The 20,395-nt window shown below is 37.1% G+C and carries 25 protein-coding genes, 1 pseudogene and 1 riboswitch; of the genes and pseudogenes, 22 read left to right on the top strand and 4 right to left on the bottom strand.

The annotated features are described in order from the left end of the window. The first annotated feature begins 6 nt into the window (after positions 1-6). From EJK17_RS05515 to EJK17_RS05450, 14 genes and pseudogenes are all read left to right on the top strand, one after another. Positions 7-663, top strand: a complete 657-nt coding sequence (locus tag EJK17_RS05515; protein WP_103660899.1) for an adenylate kinase — start codon at positions 7-9, stop codon at positions 661-663. A gap of 73 nt (positions 664-736) precedes the next feature. Then, positions 737-958 carry a translation initiation factor IF-1 gene (infA, locus tag EJK17_RS05510; RefSeq protein ID WP_002878178.1) on the top strand — a complete coding sequence of 74 codons (222 nt, stop codon included), beginning with the start codon at positions 737-739 and terminating at the stop codon, positions 956-958. Between the two features lie 14 nt (positions 959-972). After that, positions 973-1,089, top strand: coding sequence for a 50S ribosomal protein L36 (gene rpmJ / locus EJK17_RS05505; protein WP_005721621.1), 117 nt, complete (start codon positions 973-975; stop codon positions 1,087-1,089). Between the two features lie 19 nt (positions 1,090-1,108). Beyond that, positions 1,109-1,459, top strand: coding sequence for a 30S ribosomal protein S13 (gene rpsM, locus EJK17_RS05500; protein ID WP_103660813.1), 351 nt, complete (start codon positions 1,109-1,111; stop codon positions 1,457-1,459). A 22-nt stretch (positions 1,460-1,481) separates the two neighbouring features. Further along, positions 1,482-1,865, top strand: coding sequence for a 30S ribosomal protein S11 (rpsK, locus tag EJK17_RS05495; RefSeq protein ID WP_004045557.1), 384 nt, complete (start codon positions 1,482-1,484; stop codon positions 1,863-1,865). Between the two features lie 45 nt (positions 1,866-1,910). Beyond that, positions 1,911-2,849 (top strand): DNA-directed RNA polymerase subunit alpha, encoded by a 939-nt coding sequence (locus EJK17_RS05490; protein ID WP_103660812.1) that lies wholly within the window; start codon positions 1,911-1,913, stop codon positions 2,847-2,849. A 30-nt stretch (positions 2,850-2,879) separates the two neighbouring features. Continuing rightward, entirely contained in the window at positions 2,880-3,263 is a 384-nt protein-coding gene (rplQ, locus tag EJK17_RS05485) for a 50S ribosomal protein L17 (RefSeq protein ID WP_103660811.1), read from the top strand. A 179-nt stretch (positions 3,264-3,442) separates the two neighbouring features. Continuing rightward, on the top strand, positions 3,443-4,294 hold the full coding sequence (locus EJK17_RS05480; RefSeq protein WP_103660810.1) for an energy-coupling factor ABC transporter ATP-binding protein: 852 nt from the start codon (positions 3,443-3,445) through the stop codon (positions 4,292-4,294). Continuing rightward, positions 4,270-5,115, top strand: coding sequence for an energy-coupling factor transporter ATPase (locus EJK17_RS05475; RefSeq protein ID WP_103660809.1), 846 nt, complete (start codon positions 4,270-4,272; stop codon positions 5,113-5,115). Before EJK17_RS05480 ends, EJK17_RS05475 begins: the two co-directional genes overlap by 25 nt. A gap of 4 nt (positions 5,116-5,119) precedes the next feature. After that, complete coding sequence (locus EJK17_RS05470) at positions 5,120-5,917, top strand: energy-coupling factor transporter transmembrane component T family protein (protein WP_103660808.1); 798 nt, start codon at positions 5,120-5,122, stop codon at positions 5,915-5,917. Beyond that, complete coding sequence (gene truA / locus EJK17_RS05465; RefSeq protein ID WP_103660807.1) at positions 5,918-6,706, top strand: tRNA pseudouridine(38-40) synthase TruA; 789 nt, start codon at positions 5,918-5,920, stop codon at positions 6,704-6,706. A 104-nt stretch (positions 6,707-6,810) separates the two neighbouring features. Further along, positions 6,811-7,254, top strand: a complete 444-nt coding sequence (gene rplM / locus EJK17_RS05460; protein WP_103660806.1) for a 50S ribosomal protein L13 — start codon at positions 6,811-6,813, stop codon at positions 7,252-7,254. 15 nt (positions 7,255-7,269) lie between these two features. Next, entirely contained in the window at positions 7,270-7,665 is a 396-nt protein-coding gene (gene rpsI, locus EJK17_RS05455; protein ID WP_103660805.1) for a 30S ribosomal protein S9, read from the top strand. Between the two features lie 189 nt (positions 7,666-7,854). Continuing rightward, positions 7,855-8,642: pseudogene (locus EJK17_RS05450) on the top strand (NAD(P)-dependent oxidoreductase). Positions 8,643-8,722: 80 nt separating this feature from the next. On the opposite strand, the gene EJK17_RS05445 reads toward EJK17_RS05450, so the two are convergent. Further along, on the bottom strand, positions 8,723-9,307 hold the full coding sequence (locus EJK17_RS05445; protein ID WP_103660804.1) for a DJ-1 family glyoxalase III: 585 nt from the start codon (positions 9,305-9,307) through the stop codon (positions 8,723-8,725). 39 nt (positions 9,308-9,346) lie between these two features. Beyond that, positions 9,347-10,003 carry an HAD family hydrolase gene (locus EJK17_RS05440; RefSeq protein WP_103660803.1) on the bottom strand — a complete coding sequence of 219 codons (657 nt, stop codon included), beginning with the start codon at positions 10,001-10,003 and terminating at the stop codon, positions 9,347-9,349. A 49-nt stretch (positions 10,004-10,052) separates the two neighbouring features. Here EJK17_RS05440 and EJK17_RS05435 point away from each other — a divergent pair, with 49 nt between their 5' ends. From EJK17_RS05435 to mgtA, 7 genes are all read left to right on the top strand, one after another. After that, positions 10,053-10,817, top strand: coding sequence for a sulfite exporter TauE/SafE family protein (locus tag EJK17_RS05435; protein WP_103660802.1), 765 nt, complete (start codon positions 10,053-10,055; stop codon positions 10,815-10,817). Between the two features lie 48 nt (positions 10,818-10,865). Next, entirely contained in the window at positions 10,866-11,546 is a 681-nt protein-coding gene (locus EJK17_RS05430) for a histidine phosphatase family protein (RefSeq protein ID WP_103660801.1), read from the top strand. 66 nt (positions 11,547-11,612) lie between these two features. Beyond that, positions 11,613-12,506, top strand: a complete 894-nt coding sequence (locus EJK17_RS05425; protein WP_103660800.1) for a cation diffusion facilitator family transporter — start codon at positions 11,613-11,615, stop codon at positions 12,504-12,506. A gap of 8 nt (positions 12,507-12,514) precedes the next feature. After that, complete coding sequence (locus EJK17_RS05420; RefSeq protein WP_103660799.1) at positions 12,515-12,703, top strand: hypothetical protein; 189 nt, start codon at positions 12,515-12,517, stop codon at positions 12,701-12,703. A 1-nt stretch (position 12,704) separates the two neighbouring features. Further along, positions 12,705-13,382, top strand: coding sequence for a 2,3-bisphosphoglycerate-dependent phosphoglycerate mutase (locus EJK17_RS05415; RefSeq protein ID WP_103660798.1), 678 nt, complete (start codon positions 12,705-12,707; stop codon positions 13,380-13,382). Between the two features lie 104 nt (positions 13,383-13,486). Then, complete coding sequence (locus EJK17_RS05410) at positions 13,487-14,422, top strand: AAA family ATPase (RefSeq protein ID WP_103660797.1); 936 nt, start codon at positions 13,487-13,489, stop codon at positions 14,420-14,422. A 168-nt stretch (positions 14,423-14,590) separates the two neighbouring features. Beyond that, positions 14,591-14,758, top strand: a riboswitch (M-box (ykoK) riboswitch). A gap of 75 nt (positions 14,759-14,833) precedes the next feature. Then, complete coding sequence (gene mgtA / locus EJK17_RS05405) at positions 14,834-17,512, top strand: magnesium-translocating P-type ATPase (protein WP_127796266.1); 2,679 nt, start codon at positions 14,834-14,836, stop codon at positions 17,510-17,512. A gap of 71 nt (positions 17,513-17,583) precedes the next feature. On the opposite strand, the gene EJK17_RS05400 is transcribed toward mgtA, so the two are convergent. Next, complete coding sequence (locus EJK17_RS05400) at positions 17,584-17,988, bottom strand: hypothetical protein (RefSeq protein WP_103660795.1); 405 nt, start codon at positions 17,986-17,988, stop codon at positions 17,584-17,586. A 286-nt stretch (positions 17,989-18,274) separates the two neighbouring features. Between EJK17_RS05400 and EJK17_RS05395 the strand changes: the two genes are divergently transcribed. Next, positions 18,275-18,922, top strand: coding sequence for an NAD(P)H-binding protein (locus tag EJK17_RS05395; RefSeq protein WP_103660794.1), 648 nt, complete (start codon positions 18,275-18,277; stop codon positions 18,920-18,922). Between the two features lie 72 nt (positions 18,923-18,994). Here the strand turns inward: EJK17_RS05395 and pepC are convergent, their stop codons facing one another. After that, on the bottom strand, positions 18,995-20,344 hold the full coding sequence (pepC, locus tag EJK17_RS05390; protein WP_103660793.1) for an aminopeptidase C: 1,350 nt from the start codon (positions 20,342-20,344) through the stop codon (positions 18,995-18,997). Positions 20,345-20,395 lie beyond the last annotated feature (51 nt).

The following is a 20,395-nucleotide window of genomic DNA, read 5'->3' as shown; positions in this document are numbered from 1 at the left end:
GGAAAAATGATTAACTTAATTCTTTTAGGTTTGCCAGGTGCAGGTAAAGGTACAGCATCAGAGCAAATTGTTGATAAATATCATCTAACTCATATTTCAACTGGGGATATGTTTAGAGAAGCAATGGCAAACAAGACAAAGGTGGGTCTTGAAGCCAAGAGTTACATCGACAAGGGTAATTTAGTTCCCGACGAAGTAACTGCTAAATTAGTTGAGGAACGTTTAGGTCAACCTGACATTAAGGAAGGATTTATCCTTGACGGTTTCCCAAGAACAACTAAGCAAGCTGAACTTTTAGAAGGAATTACCAAGCGTTTAAACAAGCCTTTAACAAATGTTATTGCGCTTGAAGTAAACGAAGATACTTTGGTTAAGCGTTTGTCAGCACGCTTCATGTGTAAATCTTGTGGCGCTACCTATAATAAACTTTCAAAGATGCCTAAAGTTGAAGGCACTTGTGATCGTTGTGGTGGTCATGAATTTTATCAACGTGAAGATGACAAACCAGAAGTTGTTAAGAATCGTCTTGAAGTAAACGAAAAGATGAATGCTCCTTTGAAAGACTTTTATCAAGAAAAAGGTTTGTTGACTGTTATTAATGGTGAACAAAGTCCTGAAAAAGTCTTTGAAGATATTGATGCGGTTTTAAGTAATAACAAGTAGTTTGAAGGCTTGTATATTTATTTTTCCGTGTTATAATTTCAAAGTATGACTGTTTAATTGCGGAGGAACAACTTTGGCAAAAGATGATGTCATTGAAGTAGAGGGTAAGGTAGTTGATACCTTACCTAATGCTATGTTTAAAGTTGAATTGGAAAATGGAGCTACTATTTTAGCGCATGTTTCTGGTAAAATTCGGATGCACTACATTCGTATTTTACCTGGGGACCGCGTAACAGTAGAGCTTTCTCCATACGATTTAACAAAAGGTAGAATTACGTATCGGTTTATAAAGTAATAACGGAGGTAAACATGAAGGTTAGACCATCTGTTAAACCAATGTGTGAACATTGTAAAGTTATTAAGAGACATGGCCGTGTTATGGTTATTTGCTCTGCAAATCCAAAGCACAAGCAACGTCAAGGTTAAAAAATAGGAGGTGCAATTTATGGCACGTATTGCTGGTGTTGACTTACCAAGAGATAAAAGAGTTGTTGTCGCTTTAACATACATTTACGGTATTGGTGAACCAACAGCTAAGAAGATTTGTAAGGATGCTGGTGTTTCTGAAGACATTCGTTCTAAAGATTTGACTCCAGAAGATCAAGAAAAGCTTCGTTCAGAAGTTGATAAGTACCGTGTTGAAGGTGACTTACGTCGTGAAGTCAGCATGAACATTAAGCGGTTAGTTGATATTGGTTCTTACCGTGGTATTCGTCACCGTCGTGGACTTCCAGTTCGTGGCCAAAACACTAAGAACAATGCTCGTACTCGTAAGGGTACTAAGAGAAACCGTTAATTTATTTTAAGGAGGTTTATTGATGCCTAAAACAGCACGTAAGCGTCGTGTGAAGAAGCATGTCGAAAGCGGCGTTGCTCATATTCATTCTACGTTTAATAATACTTTAGTCATGATTACTGACGTTCAAGGTAATGCAGTTGCTTGGTCTTCAGCTGGTGCATTGGGCTTTAAGGGTAGTCGTAAGTCTACTCCATTTGCAGCTCAAATGGCAGCTGAAGCAGCAGCTAAGAGTGCAATGGACCAAGGCATGAAACATGTTGAAGTTTCTGTTAAAGGTCCTGGTGCTGGTCGTGAATCTGCTATTAGATCACTTCAAGCAACTGGTCTTGAAATTACTGCAATTCGTGACGTTACGCCAGTTCCCCACAATGGTTCTAGACCACCAAAACGTCGTCGTGTTTAATTTTGTCCTTAATATAGGACGTTACGTTTTGAAAGGGGCCTAGTAATGATTGAATTTGAAAAACCAAATATTACCGTTGTTGAACAAGAAGATTCTTACGGTAAGTTTGTTGTTGAACCACTTGAACGAGGCTTTGGTACAACTTTAGGTAACTCTCTTCGTAGAGTGTTACTTACTTCTATTCCTGGTACAGGACTTGTTTACGTACAAATTGATGGCGTTTTACACGAGTTCTCAACAGTTCCTGGCGTAAGAGAAGATGTAACTAAGATTATTCTGAACTTAAAGAAACTTGAATTAAAGTCTCTTTCAGATGAGCAAAAGGTTATTGAATTGGATGTAGAAGGTCCAGCCACTGTAACTGCTGATGATCTTAAAGTTGATGCAGACGTTCAAGTTTTGAACCCAGATCAATATATTTGTACTATTGCTGAAGGTGGACACTTGCACATGCAAATTGCGGTTAAGAATGGTCGCGGTTATGTAGCAGCAAGTGACAATAAGAGTGAAGACATGCCAATTGGGGTAATTCCAGTTGATTCTCTTTTCTCACCAATTAAGAAAGTTAATTACCAAGTTGAATCAACTCGTGTTGGTAAGAGAGATGATTTTGACAAGCTCACTTTTGAGATTTGGACTGACGGTTCAATCAAGCCTAATGACGCCCTTAGCTTTGCAGCTAAGATTTTGGTAGAACACTTTAAAGTGTTTGAATCAGCTGACGCAAACGCTAAATTTAGCGAAGTAATGGTGGAAAAGGAAGACGATAAGAAAGAAAAGAAGCTTGAGATGACTATCGAAGAGCTTGATCTTTCAGTTCGTTCATACAATTGTCTTAAGCGTGCAGGTATTAACACTTTGCAAGAGTTAACTGACAAGACAGAATCAGATATGATGCGTGTACGTAACTTAGGACGTAAATCATTAGAAGAAGTTAAGAACAAATTAGCTGACTTAGGACTTTCACTTCGTCAAGAAGATTAACTTAAGTAGGCCAATAAAGGAGGCAAACTCATGGCATACCGTAAATTAGGTCGCGATAGTGCACATAGAAAAGCAATGCTTAGAGAAATGACTACTCAATTGATCATTAACGAACGCATTGTTACTACTGAATCTCGTGCAAAAGAAATCCGTAAGACTGCTGAAAAGATGATTACTTTAGGCAAGCGCGGTGATTTAGCTGCTAGAAGAAAGGCTGCTGCTTTTGTTCGTGATGAAGTTGCTGATGTACATGAAGAAAAAGATGCAGTTGTTGTAAAATCAGCATTGCAAAAGCTCTTCAGTGATATTGCACCTCGTTACAAAGACCGTAATGGTGGTTACACCAGAATTATGAAGTTAGCATTAGCTCGTAAGGGTGACGCTGCTCCAATGGTTATTCTTGAATTAGTTTAATTCATCAATAACTCAACTTAATAGCTATTAAGAATTATCTATGAAAGTGAGAATAAGCGCGATGATGATGGCGAAAGCTTAGTCTAGCTTAGATGATTAAATTCATCCCTCTTCATGGATGATTTTTTTTGCTCTTTTTGCTAAAATAGAACCATATAATTCTTTAGGGTGGAATATAAATGGTAGCTGATAAGATAATACAAGTGAAACATGTTTCTTTTACATATCCAGACTCAAAGACTAAAGCAGCTTCCGATGTCAGTTTTGATATTAAGAAAGGGACATGGACTGCAATAGTAGGTCATAATGGGAGTGGAAAGTCGACAATCACAAGATTGTTGAATGGACTACTGCTTCCTGACAAAAATCCTGAAACAAAAATCATTATTGACGGTCAAGAATTAAATGAAGAAACTGTCTGGGATATTCGTGATAAAATTGGCATAGTCTTTCAAAATCCAGATAATCAATTTGTTGGTGCTACAGTTGCTGATGATGTAGCATTTGGATTAGAAAACCGCGGGGTCCCTCGGGATCAAATGATTAAAACTGTGAAATGGGCAGTGGAACAAGTAGGAATGTCCGATTACTTTAACGCTGAACCTGCCAATTTATCAGGAGGACAAAAACAGCGGGTGGCAATTGCTGGTATTTTAGCAATTCAACCAAAAATCATTATCTTAGATGAAGCTACTTCAATGTTGGATCCTAGTGGTCGCAAAAAAGTTCTTAATCTTGTTAAAAAGATGAAAGATATGGAAGATTTGACCGTTCTTTCAATTACACATGATGTTAATGAAGCCTTTATTGCAGATCAGGTTTTACTATTAAATGATGGGAAATTGATTAACCAGGATGAGCCGGTTAATGTTTTTTCTCAAACTAAATTGATTAACGATTTAGGGTTAGAGGAACCATTCATTTTTAAATTGAAAGATAAATTGAAGTCAGTAGGGATTAAAATTCCTGAAAATGTAAATACTGAAGAAAAGTTGATTGAGATCTTATGTCAATTAAATTCAAAAATGTAAGTTACGTCTATTCTCCAGGTTCTCCATTAGAGAAAAAGGGCCTAGACGATATTAACTTTGAGATACCTAATAATAAATTTATTACCATTATTGGTCATACTGGTAGTGGGAAGTCCACTTTGATGCAGCACTTTAATGCACTGTTAAAACCAACTTCGGGTACAATTGAAATTGCTAATCAAGTAATTACACCGACTACAAGTAATAAAGATCTCAAAGAATTACGGAAGCACGTCAGCATTGTTTTTCAATTTCCAGAAGCTCAGCTGTTTGAAAATACTGTAATTGATGATATAGCTTTTGGGCCCAAAAATTTCGGTTATAGCGAAGAAGATGCTATAAAACTGGCAAAGGTTTGGTTACAAAAAGTTGGTCTGCCAAAAGAATTAGCTCAACGATCACCTTTTGAATTATCTGGAGGACAAATGCGTCGAGTAGCAATTGCCGGCGTAATGGCCTATCAACCTGATATTCTGTGTCTAGATGAACCAGCTGCAGGGCTTGATCCTCGAGCTAGAGAGCAAATGCTGAAATTGTTTGTAGATTATCAAAAGGCTGGACATACAGTTATTCTGGTTACACATAACATGGATGATGTTGCTGAATATGCTGATGATGTATTAGTGTTAGAGCATGGTAAATTAATAAAGCACGACCGCCCAGAAAAGATTTTTGCTGATCGGGAGTGGCTGCAGAAGCATTATCTAGATGAGCCGACTTCTAGTCTTTTTGCATCAAAATTAAAGGGATATCATTTTATGCAGAATCCAATTACGATTGATAAATTGGTAACTGAAATTAGCAATAACATTAAGGGGTGAGTGTGTGAGTAAAATAATTATTGGTAGGTATCTTCCAGGCAACACCTTAATTTATAAGATGGATCCTCGTGGGAAGTTATTGGCTACTATTTTATTTATTTTTGTAATCTTTTTAGCTAATAACTGGCTTACTTACACCATCATTAGTCTATTTGCCTTATTGGCAGTTTGGGCTACCCGTTTAAAATTTAAAGTCTTTTGGGATGGGGTAAAACCTTTAATTGGCCTGATTTTTTTCACGTCGCTGTTACAGTTATTTTTTACTGTTGGTGGTAAAGTTTATTGGAAATGGTGGATTTTTGCCTTATCAAGTTATGGGATTACCAATGCGGTTTATATCTTTATTCGATTTACTTTAATTATCTTGATTTCAACGGTAATGACAGTAACAACCATGCCACTTGAAATTGCTGACGCGTTAGAGTGGATTCTAAAGCCGCTGAAGCTGTTTAAAGTACCTGTAGATAAGATTGCATTAGTAATGTCAATCGCGCTGAGATTCGTGCCTACGTTGTTTGATGAAACATTAAAAATCATGAATGCTCAACGGTCACGGGGAGCTGATTTTAATAATGGTGGCTTAATTAAACGTGCTAAAGCAATTACGCCTTTGTTAGTTCCATTATTTATTAACTCATTAGAAACTGCAGTCGATCTTTCAACTGCAATGGAGTCACGTGGCTATCGCGGTAGTGTTGGACGCAGCAAATACCGCATTTTACACTGGTCAAAATATGATCTTTATAATTTAGGATATTTTATTTTATTAATAGCTTTATTACTAATCTTTAGGACACGTTAAATGATTACAAGATATAAAATGACGATGGCATATGATGGCCATCTTTTTCATGGCTTTCAAATGCAACCACATCAACGGACTGTTCAAGGTACTATCGAAGATGCGCTTAGCAAAATGACTAAAGGCAAAAGAATTATTGTTGAAGGGTCGGGAAGAACTGATGCTGGAGTCCATGCAGTTGGACAGGTAATTCATTTTGATTATCCTGGTAATCCAATACCACCAAATAAAATGATTTTAGCTTTAAATTCAATGATGCCGATGGATATAATTTTTAAAGAATGCGAGATTGTTGATGAAGACTTTCACGTCCGCTACAGTATTAAGGGAAAATGGTATCGGTATCGGATGAGTTTGGATCACTTTGTTAATCCCTTTAAACGATTTTATACAGGGCATTATCCTTATCCAGTTGATGTTAAGAAAATGCAGGAAGCTGCTAAAGACTTACTAGGAACACAAGACTTCACTAGTTTTGCTGCTAGTGGTGGACAAATCAAAAATAAAGTTAGGACAATGTACTATGTTAATGTCCAAAAAGATGAGCAAAATAACGAGATAGTTTTTGATTTTATTTGTTCTGGCTTTTTATATAATATGGTTAGAATTTTGGTGGCGACTTTATTGCAAATTGGAAATGGAAAACGTCCAGTTGATGATTTTCCAAGAATTATTAAAGCGAAGAACCGCTTAGAAGTTACTGAGACGGCGCAAGCGAGTGGTTTGTATCTTTATCATGTCTTTTATGAAGATTTACCTAAGAAATACCGCCAAGATCAGGATTTATAATTGACTTTTTTCTAAAAAGGACGTACTCTAGTATAGTATGTTTGTCCACGATAGGCCCCGGAAACTTATTGTTTTCAAACTGCAAATAAACGGAGGAATTTAAATTGCGTACTACACCATTAGCAAAACCTAGTGAAATTGAACGTAAGTGGTATGTTATCGATGCAACAGACGTATCTTTAGGTCGTCTTTCTACAGCCGTAGCCACTATTTTAAGAGGTAAGAACAAGCCTCAATACACACCAAATGTTGACACTGGTGACAATGTTATTGTTATCAATGCTTCAAAGATTAAGTTGACTGGTAAAAAGGCTTCAGATAAGATCTATTACCATCACTCAGAATGGCGTGGCGGCTTAAAGGCTGTTTCATATGGTGAGTTGCTTGCCAATAACCCTGTTAAGATGGTTGAAATCTCAGTTAAGGGCATGCTTCCAAAGAATACTCTTGGTCACCAAGAATTCATGAAGATGCACGTTTATGCTGGTGAAGATCACAAGCATGAAGCACAAAAGCCCGAAAAGTTAGATATCAACAAGTTAATTTAATTAGGAGGTTAAATAATGGCACAACAAGCTGCATACATCGGTACTGGTCGCCGCAAAGATTCAGTTGCGCGTGTTCGTTTAGTACCTGGTAACGGTAAGATCACTGTTAACGGTAAAGATGTTGATGAATACATTCCATTCCCTAACTTAGTTAAGGACTTGAAGCAACCATTAACATTAACTGAAACTGATGGTCAATATGACATCCACGTTAACGTAAACGGCGGTGGTTTCTCAGGTCAAGCTGGAGCTATTCGTCTTGGCGTTGCACGTGCTCTTCTTGATGTTGACCCAGATTTCCGTAGCCCATTAAAGAAGGCTGGATTCTTAACTCGTGATCCAAGAATGAAGGAAAGAAAGAAGCCAGGTTTGAAGAAAGCCCGTAAAGCTTCACAATTCTCAAAGCGTTAATCTTTGGATTTTACGTTTATCTACAAAAGGCATCCCAATCAGGGATGCTTTTTAATTTTACTTTATTTATATAGTATAGGAATAAAATCTATGAGCAAAAAAATATTTTAGTATATCAAAATATGATAAATACATTCTAGAAAGAATAAAGCGCTTGCACAAATGTAACAAGCTAGAAAGGAATTTATCATGAAGATTGGTTTTATTGGTACTGGTGTAATGGGTACAGGAGTAATTAATAATTTACTTGAAGAGAATACTGATGTAACAGTCTATAATCGTACCAAAGCGCATGCTCAACAGGTTTTAGAAGCTGGGGCAAAATGGGCAGATTCACCAGCTTTGCTCGCAGAAGAAACTGATATTGTATTTACAATGGTTGGCTTTCCACAAGATGTTGAGAATGTCTATTTTGGTGAGGAAGGCTTGTTTAAAACTGCTAAAGCAGGACAATATTTAATAGATATGACAACTTCTAAGCCGAGTCCGGCACGGAAGATTGGCCAAGTCGGTAAAGAAAAAGAAATTCACGTTTTAGACGTACCCGTAACAGGTGGAGATATTGGCGCTAAGAATGGTACTTTAATTATTTTGGTTCGTATGCTAGTGGGCAACATGCAAAAATGGCTAATCAAATTATGATTGCTGGTACAATGACCGGGATGACGGAAATGTTTGTTTATGCTAAAGCTGCCGGCCTTGATCTTGAGAGAATCTTGCAAACTGTGCAAGGAGGATCGGGTGAAAACTTTAGTTTAGGTTCATATGGTCCACAGGTATTGAAAAATGACTACACCCCTGGATTTTTCGCTAAGCATTTCCTAAAGGACTTGAGAATTGCGCTTGAAGAAGCTGAGAGAATGAAGTTAGATTTACCAGATACTAAAGAAGCTAAACATCTTTATGAAATCCTAGTTGATGAAAAGAAGCTGGGAGATGACGGTACGCAAGCTTTGATTAAATTGTGGTGGAAATAAGTTAGAAAAATTAAAAAGATGTGCCTGGAGGTTTTCAGTATGAGTCTCCAGACACATCTTTTTATTTGGTAATTAAAATTTTATAAACTATCTTGAATATTGTCAGCTAAGTAGTCGTAAAGCATTGCATGCTTAATTTGCTTAGTATCAATTCCTAAGATATCAGCGATGGCATAGGAGTATGCCCAAGCAGTAGCTGGACCACGACTAGTCAAAATCTTGTGTTCCTTATCAGTCACAGTGATCTTTTCACTAAAGTGAGCACTTGGATCATACTTGAGTGCCTCTTCTTCAATGCCAGGATAACAAGTAAATTCAGCATCTTTTAAGACGCCATACTTGGCTAAAGCACGAGGAGCAGCACACATTGCAGCATCCCACTTACCTTGTTCATGACGCTTAACCATTAAGTCACGTAACTTGTCATTATCACGTAAGTTAGCAGAGCCAGTCATTCCACCTGGAAAAGCAACTAAATCATAATCTAGCAAACTGTCATCAACTACTTTATCGCAAGTCAACTTAATGTGGTGATCACCGTCAATTTCTTTTTTATCTAAGCCGACCATATCACATTCAAAATTTAACCGGCGTAAAACGTCAACAACACTGAGACCTTCAACTTCTTCACAGCCATCTGCAAAGACAACAGCAACTTTTGGCATGAAATTTTCCTTTCATCTTTAAACGATTACATAACTTTATTATTCAACATTTAAATAAAATAGTAAATCAGATAGTTTGCTTAAATGTAAAGTTGGATGAGGAGTAATCGGAATTTTCTCTTTTTTAGGAGCAAGCCAAAGTGACTTTAAACCAGTATTTTCAGCTCCCTGAATCTCATCTGCTAAATTAGCGCCAATAATCAAACTAGTATCGGGATCAAGTTGCTGCTGACTAATTATTGATTGAAAGATGTTTTTATTAGGTAAAGTTGTTGTAAAATTATCGCTGTAGTAAATAGTTTGGAAGTAAGCAGTTAATTGTGAATCTTGAAGCCGAGGCTGCAATAATTTTTGTGGTTCTTTGCCAACTAGGATTAGTTTAGCTTGGTCGTGAATTTTTTCTAAAAATTCAAGGCTTTCCTTATTCAGGCAAGCTTGTGCTGCTATTTTTTGCTCAAAAAGCTGTTGGGCTTGAGTAAAATTCTCAGGAAAAAAGGTTTGCAATAATAAATTATGCCAATCAGTTTGGCTCAATAGTTTATTTTGTTGCGTTAGCTCGCTATATTTTAAACGCTGAGCAGGTCCGAATTCATGGTTAAAGGCTTTGAGGGTTTGTCTCAAGGCGGTCCGTTCAGCTAGTTTTTGGTTTAATAAAGTACCTTCCGGCACAAAGATTAAACTTTCAAAAGTATTCATGATTTTCACCTTAAAACTATTTAACCATGAAAAGGATGAGGAGTAAAAAATGGGCGTAATTGGAACTTTTATCTTTTTAATTGTAGCAGGTATTTTAGCTGGCGTAGTTTCTGCAGTAGCTAGCATGGCGTCACTAGTGTCGTATCCAGCTTTGTTAATTGCAGGAGCCCCTCCTGTCATGGCTAATATTACTAATACAGCAGCTTTGATTTTTACTGGAGCAGGTTCAGCTTTGTCCTCTCTTGAAGAAATGAAGGGACACTGGTTAGAGGCTGCTAAATATGCTCTATTCATTTTAAGTGGCGCCTGTGTCGGAAGTATCTTGCTGTTGAAATTTCCAGGAACCGTTTTTGAAAAACTGGTACCATTTTTAGTTATTTTCTCAGCGGGGATGTTACTTCTAAGTGGTTCTAAGAAGTTTTTCAACTTAAATGGTGAACACTCACGTCAAAAAGTTATTTTGGCCTACTTTGGGATGTTCTTTGCCGGTATTTATACAGGATATTTTGGCGCCGCTGCTGGAGTGTTAAATTTAATCTTCTTAACTTATGTTAGTGAAGCAAGCTTTGTTGCTGTTAACGCTATGAAAAATATTCTAGGCTCACTTGGTAATCTTGTAGCCCTCATTGTTTTTATTATCGGTTCAAAAGTTGACAGGGGAAAAGCTATTCCTTTAGCAATTGGTTTATTTATTGGTGGTTATTTAGGACAGAAGAGCATTAAATATTTATCACCAAGTGCGGTACGTTGGATTACGGCTGGTTTTTCACTTATTTTGGCAAGTTATTTGTTCTATACAGCTTATTTAGCGTAAGTTTGTTAAAATAGAAAGGATAGTGAGAACAGAAAAGGGGAGATTTACTTGGCAACAGAAGTTTATTTAGTACGACATGGGGAAACAATGTTTAATCAACTGAATAAGGTTCAAGGTTGGTGTGATTCTCCACTGACAGTTAAAGGAATTGATGATTTAAAGCGAACCGCGAGAGCTTTATCACAAGTCCATTTTGATAATATGTATTCTTCAGACCTTAAGCGGGCTATTGACACAGTTCATTTAATGAAAAACGCTAATACTGTGTCTGAAATTGGAAAAATCAAGAAATTACCTGAATTTCGCGAAGTCTTTTTTGGCAGTTTCGAAGGTGATGATATCGATCAAACTTGGGCTCAAATCGGTCAAACAGCTGGTGTAGGCCATGAAACTAATGTCCAGAAGATCATTAACCAAGTAGGGATTGGAAACTTTCGAGAAGCTACCAAAAAGGCAGATCCACGGCACTTAGCTGAAAATAGTGCTGAATTAAATGAGCGAATGGTGCGGGCAATTAGTAATTTGCATCAACTGACCAAAAATGAAAAAAGAGTATTAGTGGTTTCTCATGGCGACTTTATTAAGACTTTAGCCATTAAATATTGGGATCAAAATGATGGGATTCATGACATCCAATTTCCTAATAACGGTAGTGTAACCAGGGGAATTATTCACGATGATGGTACTTTTGAAATTGTCGACTATAACAAAGATGCGGAAGATCTGTAAAAAATTAAGTCTCACTGCCTAGGTGGGGCTTTTTTTGGTACACTGATAAGCGAAAGGAAAATGATAATGAACAAAGATCATACCACTAAGCGTTATGTGTTTGTCACGCTGTTGAATGTCATCGTTACGATTGCTGAATTTTTGGGTGGCATTTTTTCTGGCTCACTGGCGCTTTTATCAGATGCAGTCCATAACTTAAGTGATGTTGGGGCAATTGTCTTATCATTTGTCGCCCATTTAATTGGCCAGCGTAATCGGAATAAACGCAAAACTTTTGGCTATCAGCGAGCTGAAACTTTAGCAGCTTTTACTAATGGCGTGGTTTTAATCGTGATTAGTCTAGTCTTGTTTGTTGAAGCTGTTGAACGCTTTTGGCAGCCGTCACATATTAAGGGCGGTATTATGTTGATTGTTGCGATTATTGGCTTGGTTGCTAACTTCATTTCAATGTTTGCAATGCATCATGATGCTAAGAAGAACTTAAATGTTCGTTCAACTTTTGTACATATGATGAGTGATGCACTATCCAGTGTGGCAGTTGTCATTGGCGCGATTTTTATTTACTTTTGGAATGTTACCTGGCTTGATCCGGTCTTAACTATTTTGGTTTCGACTTTTGTCTTACATGAAGCTTATGAAATCACGATGAAAGCTGCTAATGTGCTAATGGAATCTAATCCGGATATTGATCTTGAAAAGGTTAACCAAATCGTGTTAAGCTTTCCGAAAGTAAAAAATATTCACCATGTACATGTTTGGCGGTATAGTGATGATTACATTATGCTAGATGCTCATTTGAATGTGGATAAAAATTTAACGGCTGGTGAATTTGAAGTCGTTTGTCAAAAAATTGGTCAAGAATTAAAACAGCAGTTGGGCATTAACCACATTAATTTACAAGCAGAATGTGAACGTGGTCGTAATGATGACATGATTGTTAGCCGCGGGCGCGAACAATAGGAGAAAAAATGAGTTTACAGGTTAGTTTATTTACAGCAGTTATTGTTTTAATCGTGGGGTTATATGATATTTCGGTCGCAATAAATCGTCGGCACCAACCACAAAAAACAGCAGTCTATGCCTATGCCATTTTGGGAGTAATTTTTACTATTTTAGGTATTTTTCTAATTATTAATTGGTTACTGAAGAGAGGCTAGCATGGTTAAGTTAGTTTTAGTGAGACATGGTGAAAGTATTGCCAATGCAGCTAATGTCTATACTGGATGGAATGATGTACCTTTAACCGAAAAAGGAAAAGCACAAGCGCAAAAAGCAGGTGAATTAATTAAGCAGATTCCTGATTTTTATCCTACGCATATTCATACCTCAGTCTTATCACGGGCCATTGTGACAGCCAACATTGTGGCGGATGTCTGTCATTTTTTGTATCTACCAATGACTAAGACTTGGCGGCTTAATGAACGGCACTATGGCGCTCTACGCGGACTTAATAAGGATATTTCACGTAAAGTCTTTGGCGCAGAGCAAGTGCTTGAGTGGCGACGCGGCTTTGACTCGGTCCCGCCTAAGCAGGGGTCGCCGATTGTTGATCGTCGCTATCAGTTATGTGATCAGCATTTAATGCCGCGAGCAGAGAGTTTACATCAGACCCAATTACGTTTATTGCCATATTATCATGATGAAATTGCTTCCCGCTTGATGATGCAGGAAGATCAATTAGTAGTAGCACATGGCTCAAGTTTGAGAGCATTAATTAAGAAACTAGAAGAAATTAATGATCATGATATTGTGAAATTAGAAGTACCAAATGCGGAACCAATTATTTATACAATGGATGAGCAATTGAACATTATTGATAAAAAAATATTGCATTAAAAAATGGATTTGCATACTTTTTTAAGCTCAGAATAAGGAATTGGCAACAATTATGGTAAAATTTATTACGATAATATTGAATTTCTAGTTTGGAGTTATACAGTATGCGTAAAATATTTTTATTACGAGGCGCACCTGGCTCCGGTAAATCTTCTTTTATTGCTCGCCATCACTTACAACCGTATGCGATTAGTCGCGATCAGATTCGGTTATTATTGGCGGATTTAACAGTCTATTATCAAGAGGATGCCGATTATTTACACCAGGTAATTCCTCGACATGTAACCGTCCAGACTCAAAAATTGGTCGACAAACTAGTCGAACATAAAATGTCAAATGGAGAAACGGTCATTGTCGATGGGACGCACATCGTACCAAGTGCGATTGAGCACTTTAAACCATGGGTGGATAAATACCACTATGAATTATTTGTCGTTGATTTAATGCAGCACAATACCCTAGAGAGTCTGCTTAAACGTAATCAGATTCGAATGCATTACGATTGGGTGAAGCCTGAAGTTGTTAAGCAAATGTATCGTTCTTATGAGGCTCATCCTGAAGTACCAGATTGGGCTCATGCAATTAGTCCTAATCAAATGGAACGGGCTTTATCACAACGAGAAAGTAATTTAGATCATTATTCACATGTCGTTGCGGTTCCTGACAAAGTAGCAGAAGCAGATTTTCCACATGTGCATATTTCTAATTTCTATTTTTCCTTTAACGATAAGTTTACGGAGAAGTATGGTACTTACCGCAATGTGGTAACCATTGCTAAGACTAAGGAAGAAGCAGTTGAAGGCTTTAAATTGCCATACTTCGTTTTTAAGTTTCATCACAAGCATTTTTTGATTTCCGCATATCCAGTGCGCAATGAGATGCTTGATCCAATTAAAAAGGTGCATGGAGTTTGGTCATATTATACAGGATTGTTTAATGTTGCTGACTATTTGAAGGAATTCCTTGAAAATAAACAACAACATGTACACCAATTTAATTTAAGTAAGTTAGATCCAACCCGCTTACTTCATATTTGGTAACAAAAAAGTCGAAATAGTTCAGAACTATTTTGACTTTTTCGTTTTGTTGAAAATAAAAAATCTTAATAAAAGGTATCTAAAAACTTTAAGAAGATAAAGATTTATTTAAGTAACTTGTATATCTGCTGTTAACCTTTTATCCTAAAAGTGTCAATTAAATAAGTAAAGCAAATAAACTGTTAGGTGAGACTCCTACGTAAATATACGCTGACGCCCAGCAACATCCAGAGATGCCAACGGGTTAAACAGGAACTGTCGAGTTAAGGCTTTTCCCAGTCAGCTAGTTGAACCAACTTCACGTTACGTAGTGTTAAAACTGAACGACGAGTATGAATCGCTTGATATTAAGACCAAGGCAGTTTTGCATTGGTCTTTTTGTTTGTTTGCCGAGTTTTTAGGGGAGTGATTGAAATGTTAAAAATCAACTCTAAAGATCGTGTATTAACTGATGCGACTTTGGCTAAACAGATTGCAAGAGAGGAAAAGAGTGAGGTATTAGATAAATTACACACATCAATTCAAGGGTTAGATTCTAAGCAAGCTAAAGAACGATTAGAACGAGACGGCCTAAATGAAGTATCGAATAAGGAACGCCATCCTAAGTTACATTTTTTACTGGATGCATTTATGACTCCATTTACCGGTGTATTGCTACTTTTAGCAACTTTATCTTTTTTTACTAATTATTTATTGGCAGCACCAGCTGATAAGGATTTAAGTACTGTCATTATTATGTTGGTGATGATCTTAATTTCGGGATTAACTAGTTTTATTCAAAATGTTAGAACCAATGATGCTGTAACAGGTCTTTTGAATATGGTTTCAGTTACTACCAATATTAGACGTGACCAAAAAGATCAGGAATTGCCAACTAAAGAAGTAGTGGTAGGTGACATTATTAATTTAACTGCTGGAGACTTAGTTCCCGCAGATATGCGTTTGCTTCATAGTAAAGATCTCTTTTGTTCTGCTAGTTCTTTAAATGGTGAATCCAATCCTGTGGAAAAGGTTGCTGATCAAAAACCAGCTAATGATGAAAGTTATCTAGATTATCCTAATATTTTGTATGAAGGCACAAATATTATTTCTGGTTCTGGCATGGGAGTTGTCTTCGCAACAGGGGATGAAACTGTCTTTGGTAATTTAGCACGAAGCTTAGCTAAGAATAAAAATAAAGAGACAACGTTTGATATTGGGATTAAGAATATTTCTAAGATATTACTGACAATGACGGCAGTAATTGCACCATTAGTTTTCTTAATTAATGGATTAACCAAGGGTGATTGGTTTAATGCTTTGATCTTTGCCATTGCAACGGCAGTAGGATTAACACCAGAAATGTTGCCAGTAATTGTGACTAGTAATTTGGTTAAGGGTTCTGTTGAAATGGCTAAGCATGAAACAATCGTTAAAAGAATGAGTTCTATTCAAAACTTTGGTTCAGCGGACGTTTTATGTACTGACAAGACAGGAACACTGACCCAAGATAAAGTTGTCCTTGAGCGTCATTACAATTTAAATCTAGAAGAAAAGCCTAAGGTTTTAGAACTTTCATTTTTAAATAGTTACTACCAAACCGGGATGAAAGACTTAATGGATGAGGCGATCATTCACGCCGCTGATGAAGAAATTGATACTGCTAAAATTAAGCAAGATTATCAAAAGATTGATGAAATTCCGTTTGATTTTAGACGCCGGAGAATGAGCGTGGTAGTTAAAAATAAGCAAAATGAACACTTATTGGTCACTAAAGGTGCGGCAGAGGAAATGCTGGCTTGCTCCAATCGGGTGGAAACTGATGGTGAAATTAAGCCTTTAGATAAAGCAGCTAGAAAAGAAATTTTGACCAAAATCGATGAAATGAATCGAGACGGATTAAGAGTAGTTTTGCTTGCTTATAAGAAAAATCCTGCCCCAGTCGGTGAATTTGGGGTAGATGATGAACAAGAATTAATTTTGGCTGGTTTCTTAGCCTTTCTTGATCCGCCAAAGGATAGTGCTAAAGAAGCCTTGGATGCTTTAAAACAAGATGGAATTACGGTTAAGATTTTGACTGGTGATAATGAAGCCGTGACGAGAAATGTTGGGGCCCAGGTAGGTCTTGATATTGATAAGGTTTATCAAGGCAAAGATATTGAAAATAAGAGTGATGACGAACTCAAGCAGATGGTGCAAGAATGTAATGTTTTCGTTAAGCTATCGCCAATGCAGAAGGCTAAGATTATTAAAGTGTTAAGAGAAGATGGCCACACTGTAGCTTATATGGGGGATGGGATCAATGATGCTCCTGCCATGAAGGCTGCCGATGTTTCAATCTCTGTGGATACAGCTGTGGATATTGCCAAAGAATCAGCTGATATTATTTTGCTTCATAAAGATTTGCGGATTTTGGAACGTGCAGTTCAAATTGGACGGCAAGTTTTTGGTAATACGATGAAGTATATCAAAATTACCTTATCATCTAACTTTGGTAACATTTTATCAATCTTAGTAGCATCTTCTTTCTTACCGTTTTTGCCGATGTTACCAATTCAATTATTGATTCTTGATTTGATGTACGGAACAAGTTGTTTATCGATTCCATTTGATACGATGAATCGGCATTATTTAGCAGAACCTAGAAAGTGGAGCACCAAAAAGTTGCCAAAGTTTATGTTTTACTTTGGACCAACTTCTTCGGTCTTTGATATTTTGACTTATGCCGTTTTGTTCTTTGTTGTTTGTCCACAGGTGGTGGGGACAAGTTATGCAAGTGCAACAGCTATTCAGAAAATATCGTTCAGCCTCGTCTTTTGTACAGGTTGGTTCATTGAATCTCTTTGGACTCAAGAAATGGTCATTCACGCTTTAAGAGATCCAAAATTGCCATTTATTAAGCAACATGCAACAGCAATTGTTAGCTGGTCAACAATTGGAATGGCTGTGATTGGAACGGTCTTACCATTTATTACGCCAATTGCCAAAGTAATGAAGTTTGGCCCGATTCCAGTTTATTTCTTAGCAATCGTCTTTATTATGTTGGTTTTGTATATCGCTTTAACTACAGCGGTTAAGAAGTGGTACATGAAGTCAGAAAAATATTTGATTTAATGAAAATACAAAAGAGCGTAAGTAGATAATTAATTTTATCTACTTACGCTCTTTTAGTTATGTAGAGTAAATTACGTTAATTTTCCAGCTTTAGCTAGAACTTCCTTAGCCTTTTCAAGTGAGTGATGTTCTTCACGGTAACGCTTAATATCATAACCGTCAGTATCACTTAATTTATCAAGTCTTTCATCTAAGTCCTTGAATTCTTTTTCAAGATCCTTCATGACGCCTTCTTCGTCTTCAACATAGACGTATTCTTTTTCGGCAGCCTTAGCATCGATTTCGGCATCATATTCGCCGACTTTTCTAGCATGCTTCAAAATAGATTTAATGTCTTTAATAGTTTCGTGTTGTGCAGTACGGTGACGTTTGTCGGGTACTGAATCTTCAATTTTAGCTAAGTGACTTTCAGCGTCAGTAATCTTCTTTGAGATTCTGTCTAAAGCTTTTAGTTGTCTCTTAGAATAATCTGTCATGTTTTTTTCTCCTAAATAAATCTATCCCGTGAATTCTCTCTACTGAATTCGCTTACATTGTAATTGCTTTAGGTAGGCAGATGCAAGGATTTGCACTTGGGAGAAAAATTATAACCTCTATTTGTAATCGTTTGCAATAGACTGCTTTTTAGTGTACGGTAGAGCTAATAATTGAATATTGCATTAGGGGTGCCTATTTATTAAAGAAATCTTTATGTAAGCGAAACATTCATTATTCATGATAAAGTAAAACTGAAACGAATATTTATAAACGGAGGTATGAATAATGAGAAAAATAGCAATTATTGGTGCATCAGGGATGGCAGGTAGTGAGATTTACAAGTTAGCTAGTCAAAATGAAGACTTGGCTGTGACTGGAATTGTTCGTAACGAAGCAAAGGCTAAAAAAATCTTAGGTGATGATGCGCAACTTTTAATTGGTGACGTCTTAACAATGAATGATAGTTTACTTGAAAAGTTTGATATTATTGTTGATGCCTTTGGTACAAGTCCAGAAAATGCTGCTTTTCAGATTGATTTGGCTAAGAAGTTAGTTGAAGTTGCCCGCAAGAGTAAGGCAAAGTTAATCTTTATTTTAGGAGCTGGAAGTTTGCTGACAGGTAGTGATCATCATTACTTTGTTGAAGAGATTGCTAAAATGCCAGGTGCGGAAACCTGGATTAATACACCAAAGCAACAATTAAAAGAATTGCAATTTCTGAAGGGAATCAAGGGTGTTAACTGGATGGGCATTTCTCCAGCAGCAGAATTTGAACCAGGTCCAGCAGGAAAGTATGTTATTGGTGGCAATGATTTACTCTTTAATGAAAATGGCGAATCCAAGGTAACTGCCGGTACGATGGCTAAGTTAGTAGTTAAAGAAGCTATTGAAGACAAGCATCATGAAGAACGAATTACAATTGTTAATGCTTAATTAAGTAAAAGAAAAAAGCTGAAGGTTGCAAAGTAAATACAACTTTCAGCTTTTTTTCGTTGGTGTTAGTAATTAATACTTAAATGCTAAAGCACCCATTGGGTCCCAAGGCAATAATTGAATAGGATTATCCTTACCTTCGTCATAAGCCTTCTTGAGGTTTTCTGGCAAGATATCCTTGTTGATCACTGCTTGGTAAACAAATGAGTCAAACCATGAATCACTCATAACGAAGTAACCTTTAAAGCCTGGCTTTTCACCCCATGAGTTTTCGATCTTCCACTTAGTTGGCTTGCCGTCAACAATGTCAACACCAGTGATGACCATGGCGTGGTCCATCATACTTTCACCGGAATCAAGCTTGTCAGCCTTAGACATTGAGAAGTCAACGTCGAATAATTGATCACGACGGTAAAGGTTAGTGTCAAGAAGTCCAGCGCGACGTTCAGAATCCTTAACAACATTTGAACCAAACCAAACAACTTCACCGCTCTTTAATTGCTTGATGATGAGGTCCTTCATTTCATCAACCTTTAAGTTCAAGTGACGAACTTGACGGCCGCCTTCAACGTTACCTAAGTATTCAACTGAGAATACTTTGTGGAAAGGCTTATCACTAGTTGGAGCATTGATAGTTGAAATGTGGTTAGCTAAATCCATGCCAACATACTTGTCAAAGAATTCCTTAGGAGTAATGTCTTTGTCAATGTGGTAGTTGTGATCGTCGTCACGGTATTCAAAGTTGAATTTCTTTGGTGGAACACCAAGTGAAATTGCAAGAACACGGAAAACATCGTTTAACATTTCTTCCTTGCGAGCTTGTACTTCATCTTCTGACTTACCATCGTTAACAAGTCTGCGAAGTTCCAAACCATCTTTGCGAAGCAGAGTGTTCAAAGTGTCGTTCAAAGCACTTGAGTTAGTTGCGTTAGCAGTTTCTGGGTAAACGCTCTTTGGCACAATACCGTACTTTTCAATAATGCCGCAAAGCATGTCCCATTGACCACCATCTTGTTGTGGGGTAGTGAATAAGAATGAAACCTTACGATCGCCTAAGTCCTTATCAGCTGTCGCAATGACGTTTTCAAAGAACCAGTTAGACTTTTCAAATTTATCCCAGAAGTTAGTGTAGTTTTGTGATAATTCGAAGTCCTTTAACTTAAATTTCTTTTGCAATGGGTGACGCATAGTGTTCAAAGCACTAAACATCCAGCAACGACCTGATTGCTTTTGATCAGCAGGCTTACCAGTTTCAATTTCAATTGAAAAAGTTGGGTCTAAGTCAATCTTAGTTTGTAAGTTTTGACTTGCCTTATAAATCCCGGTTTCTTGGGCTGCATGACTAGCAACGTTAAAAACAGGGTGATTGTTTAAATCTTGTTCAAACTTTGCAATGGTATCATTGTTAATTTCTTTTGCCATTAAAAAATCCTCCTTTTTTGGATCCAGTTTCATTTTTAATTTTATCTTATA

The organism is Lactobacillus xujianguonis, from assembly GCF_004009905.1.
Classification (GTDB): Bacteria; Bacillota; Bacilli; order Lactobacillales; family Lactobacillaceae; genus Lactobacillus; species Lactobacillus xujianguonis.
This window is presented reverse-complemented; position numbering and strand designations above follow the sequence as displayed.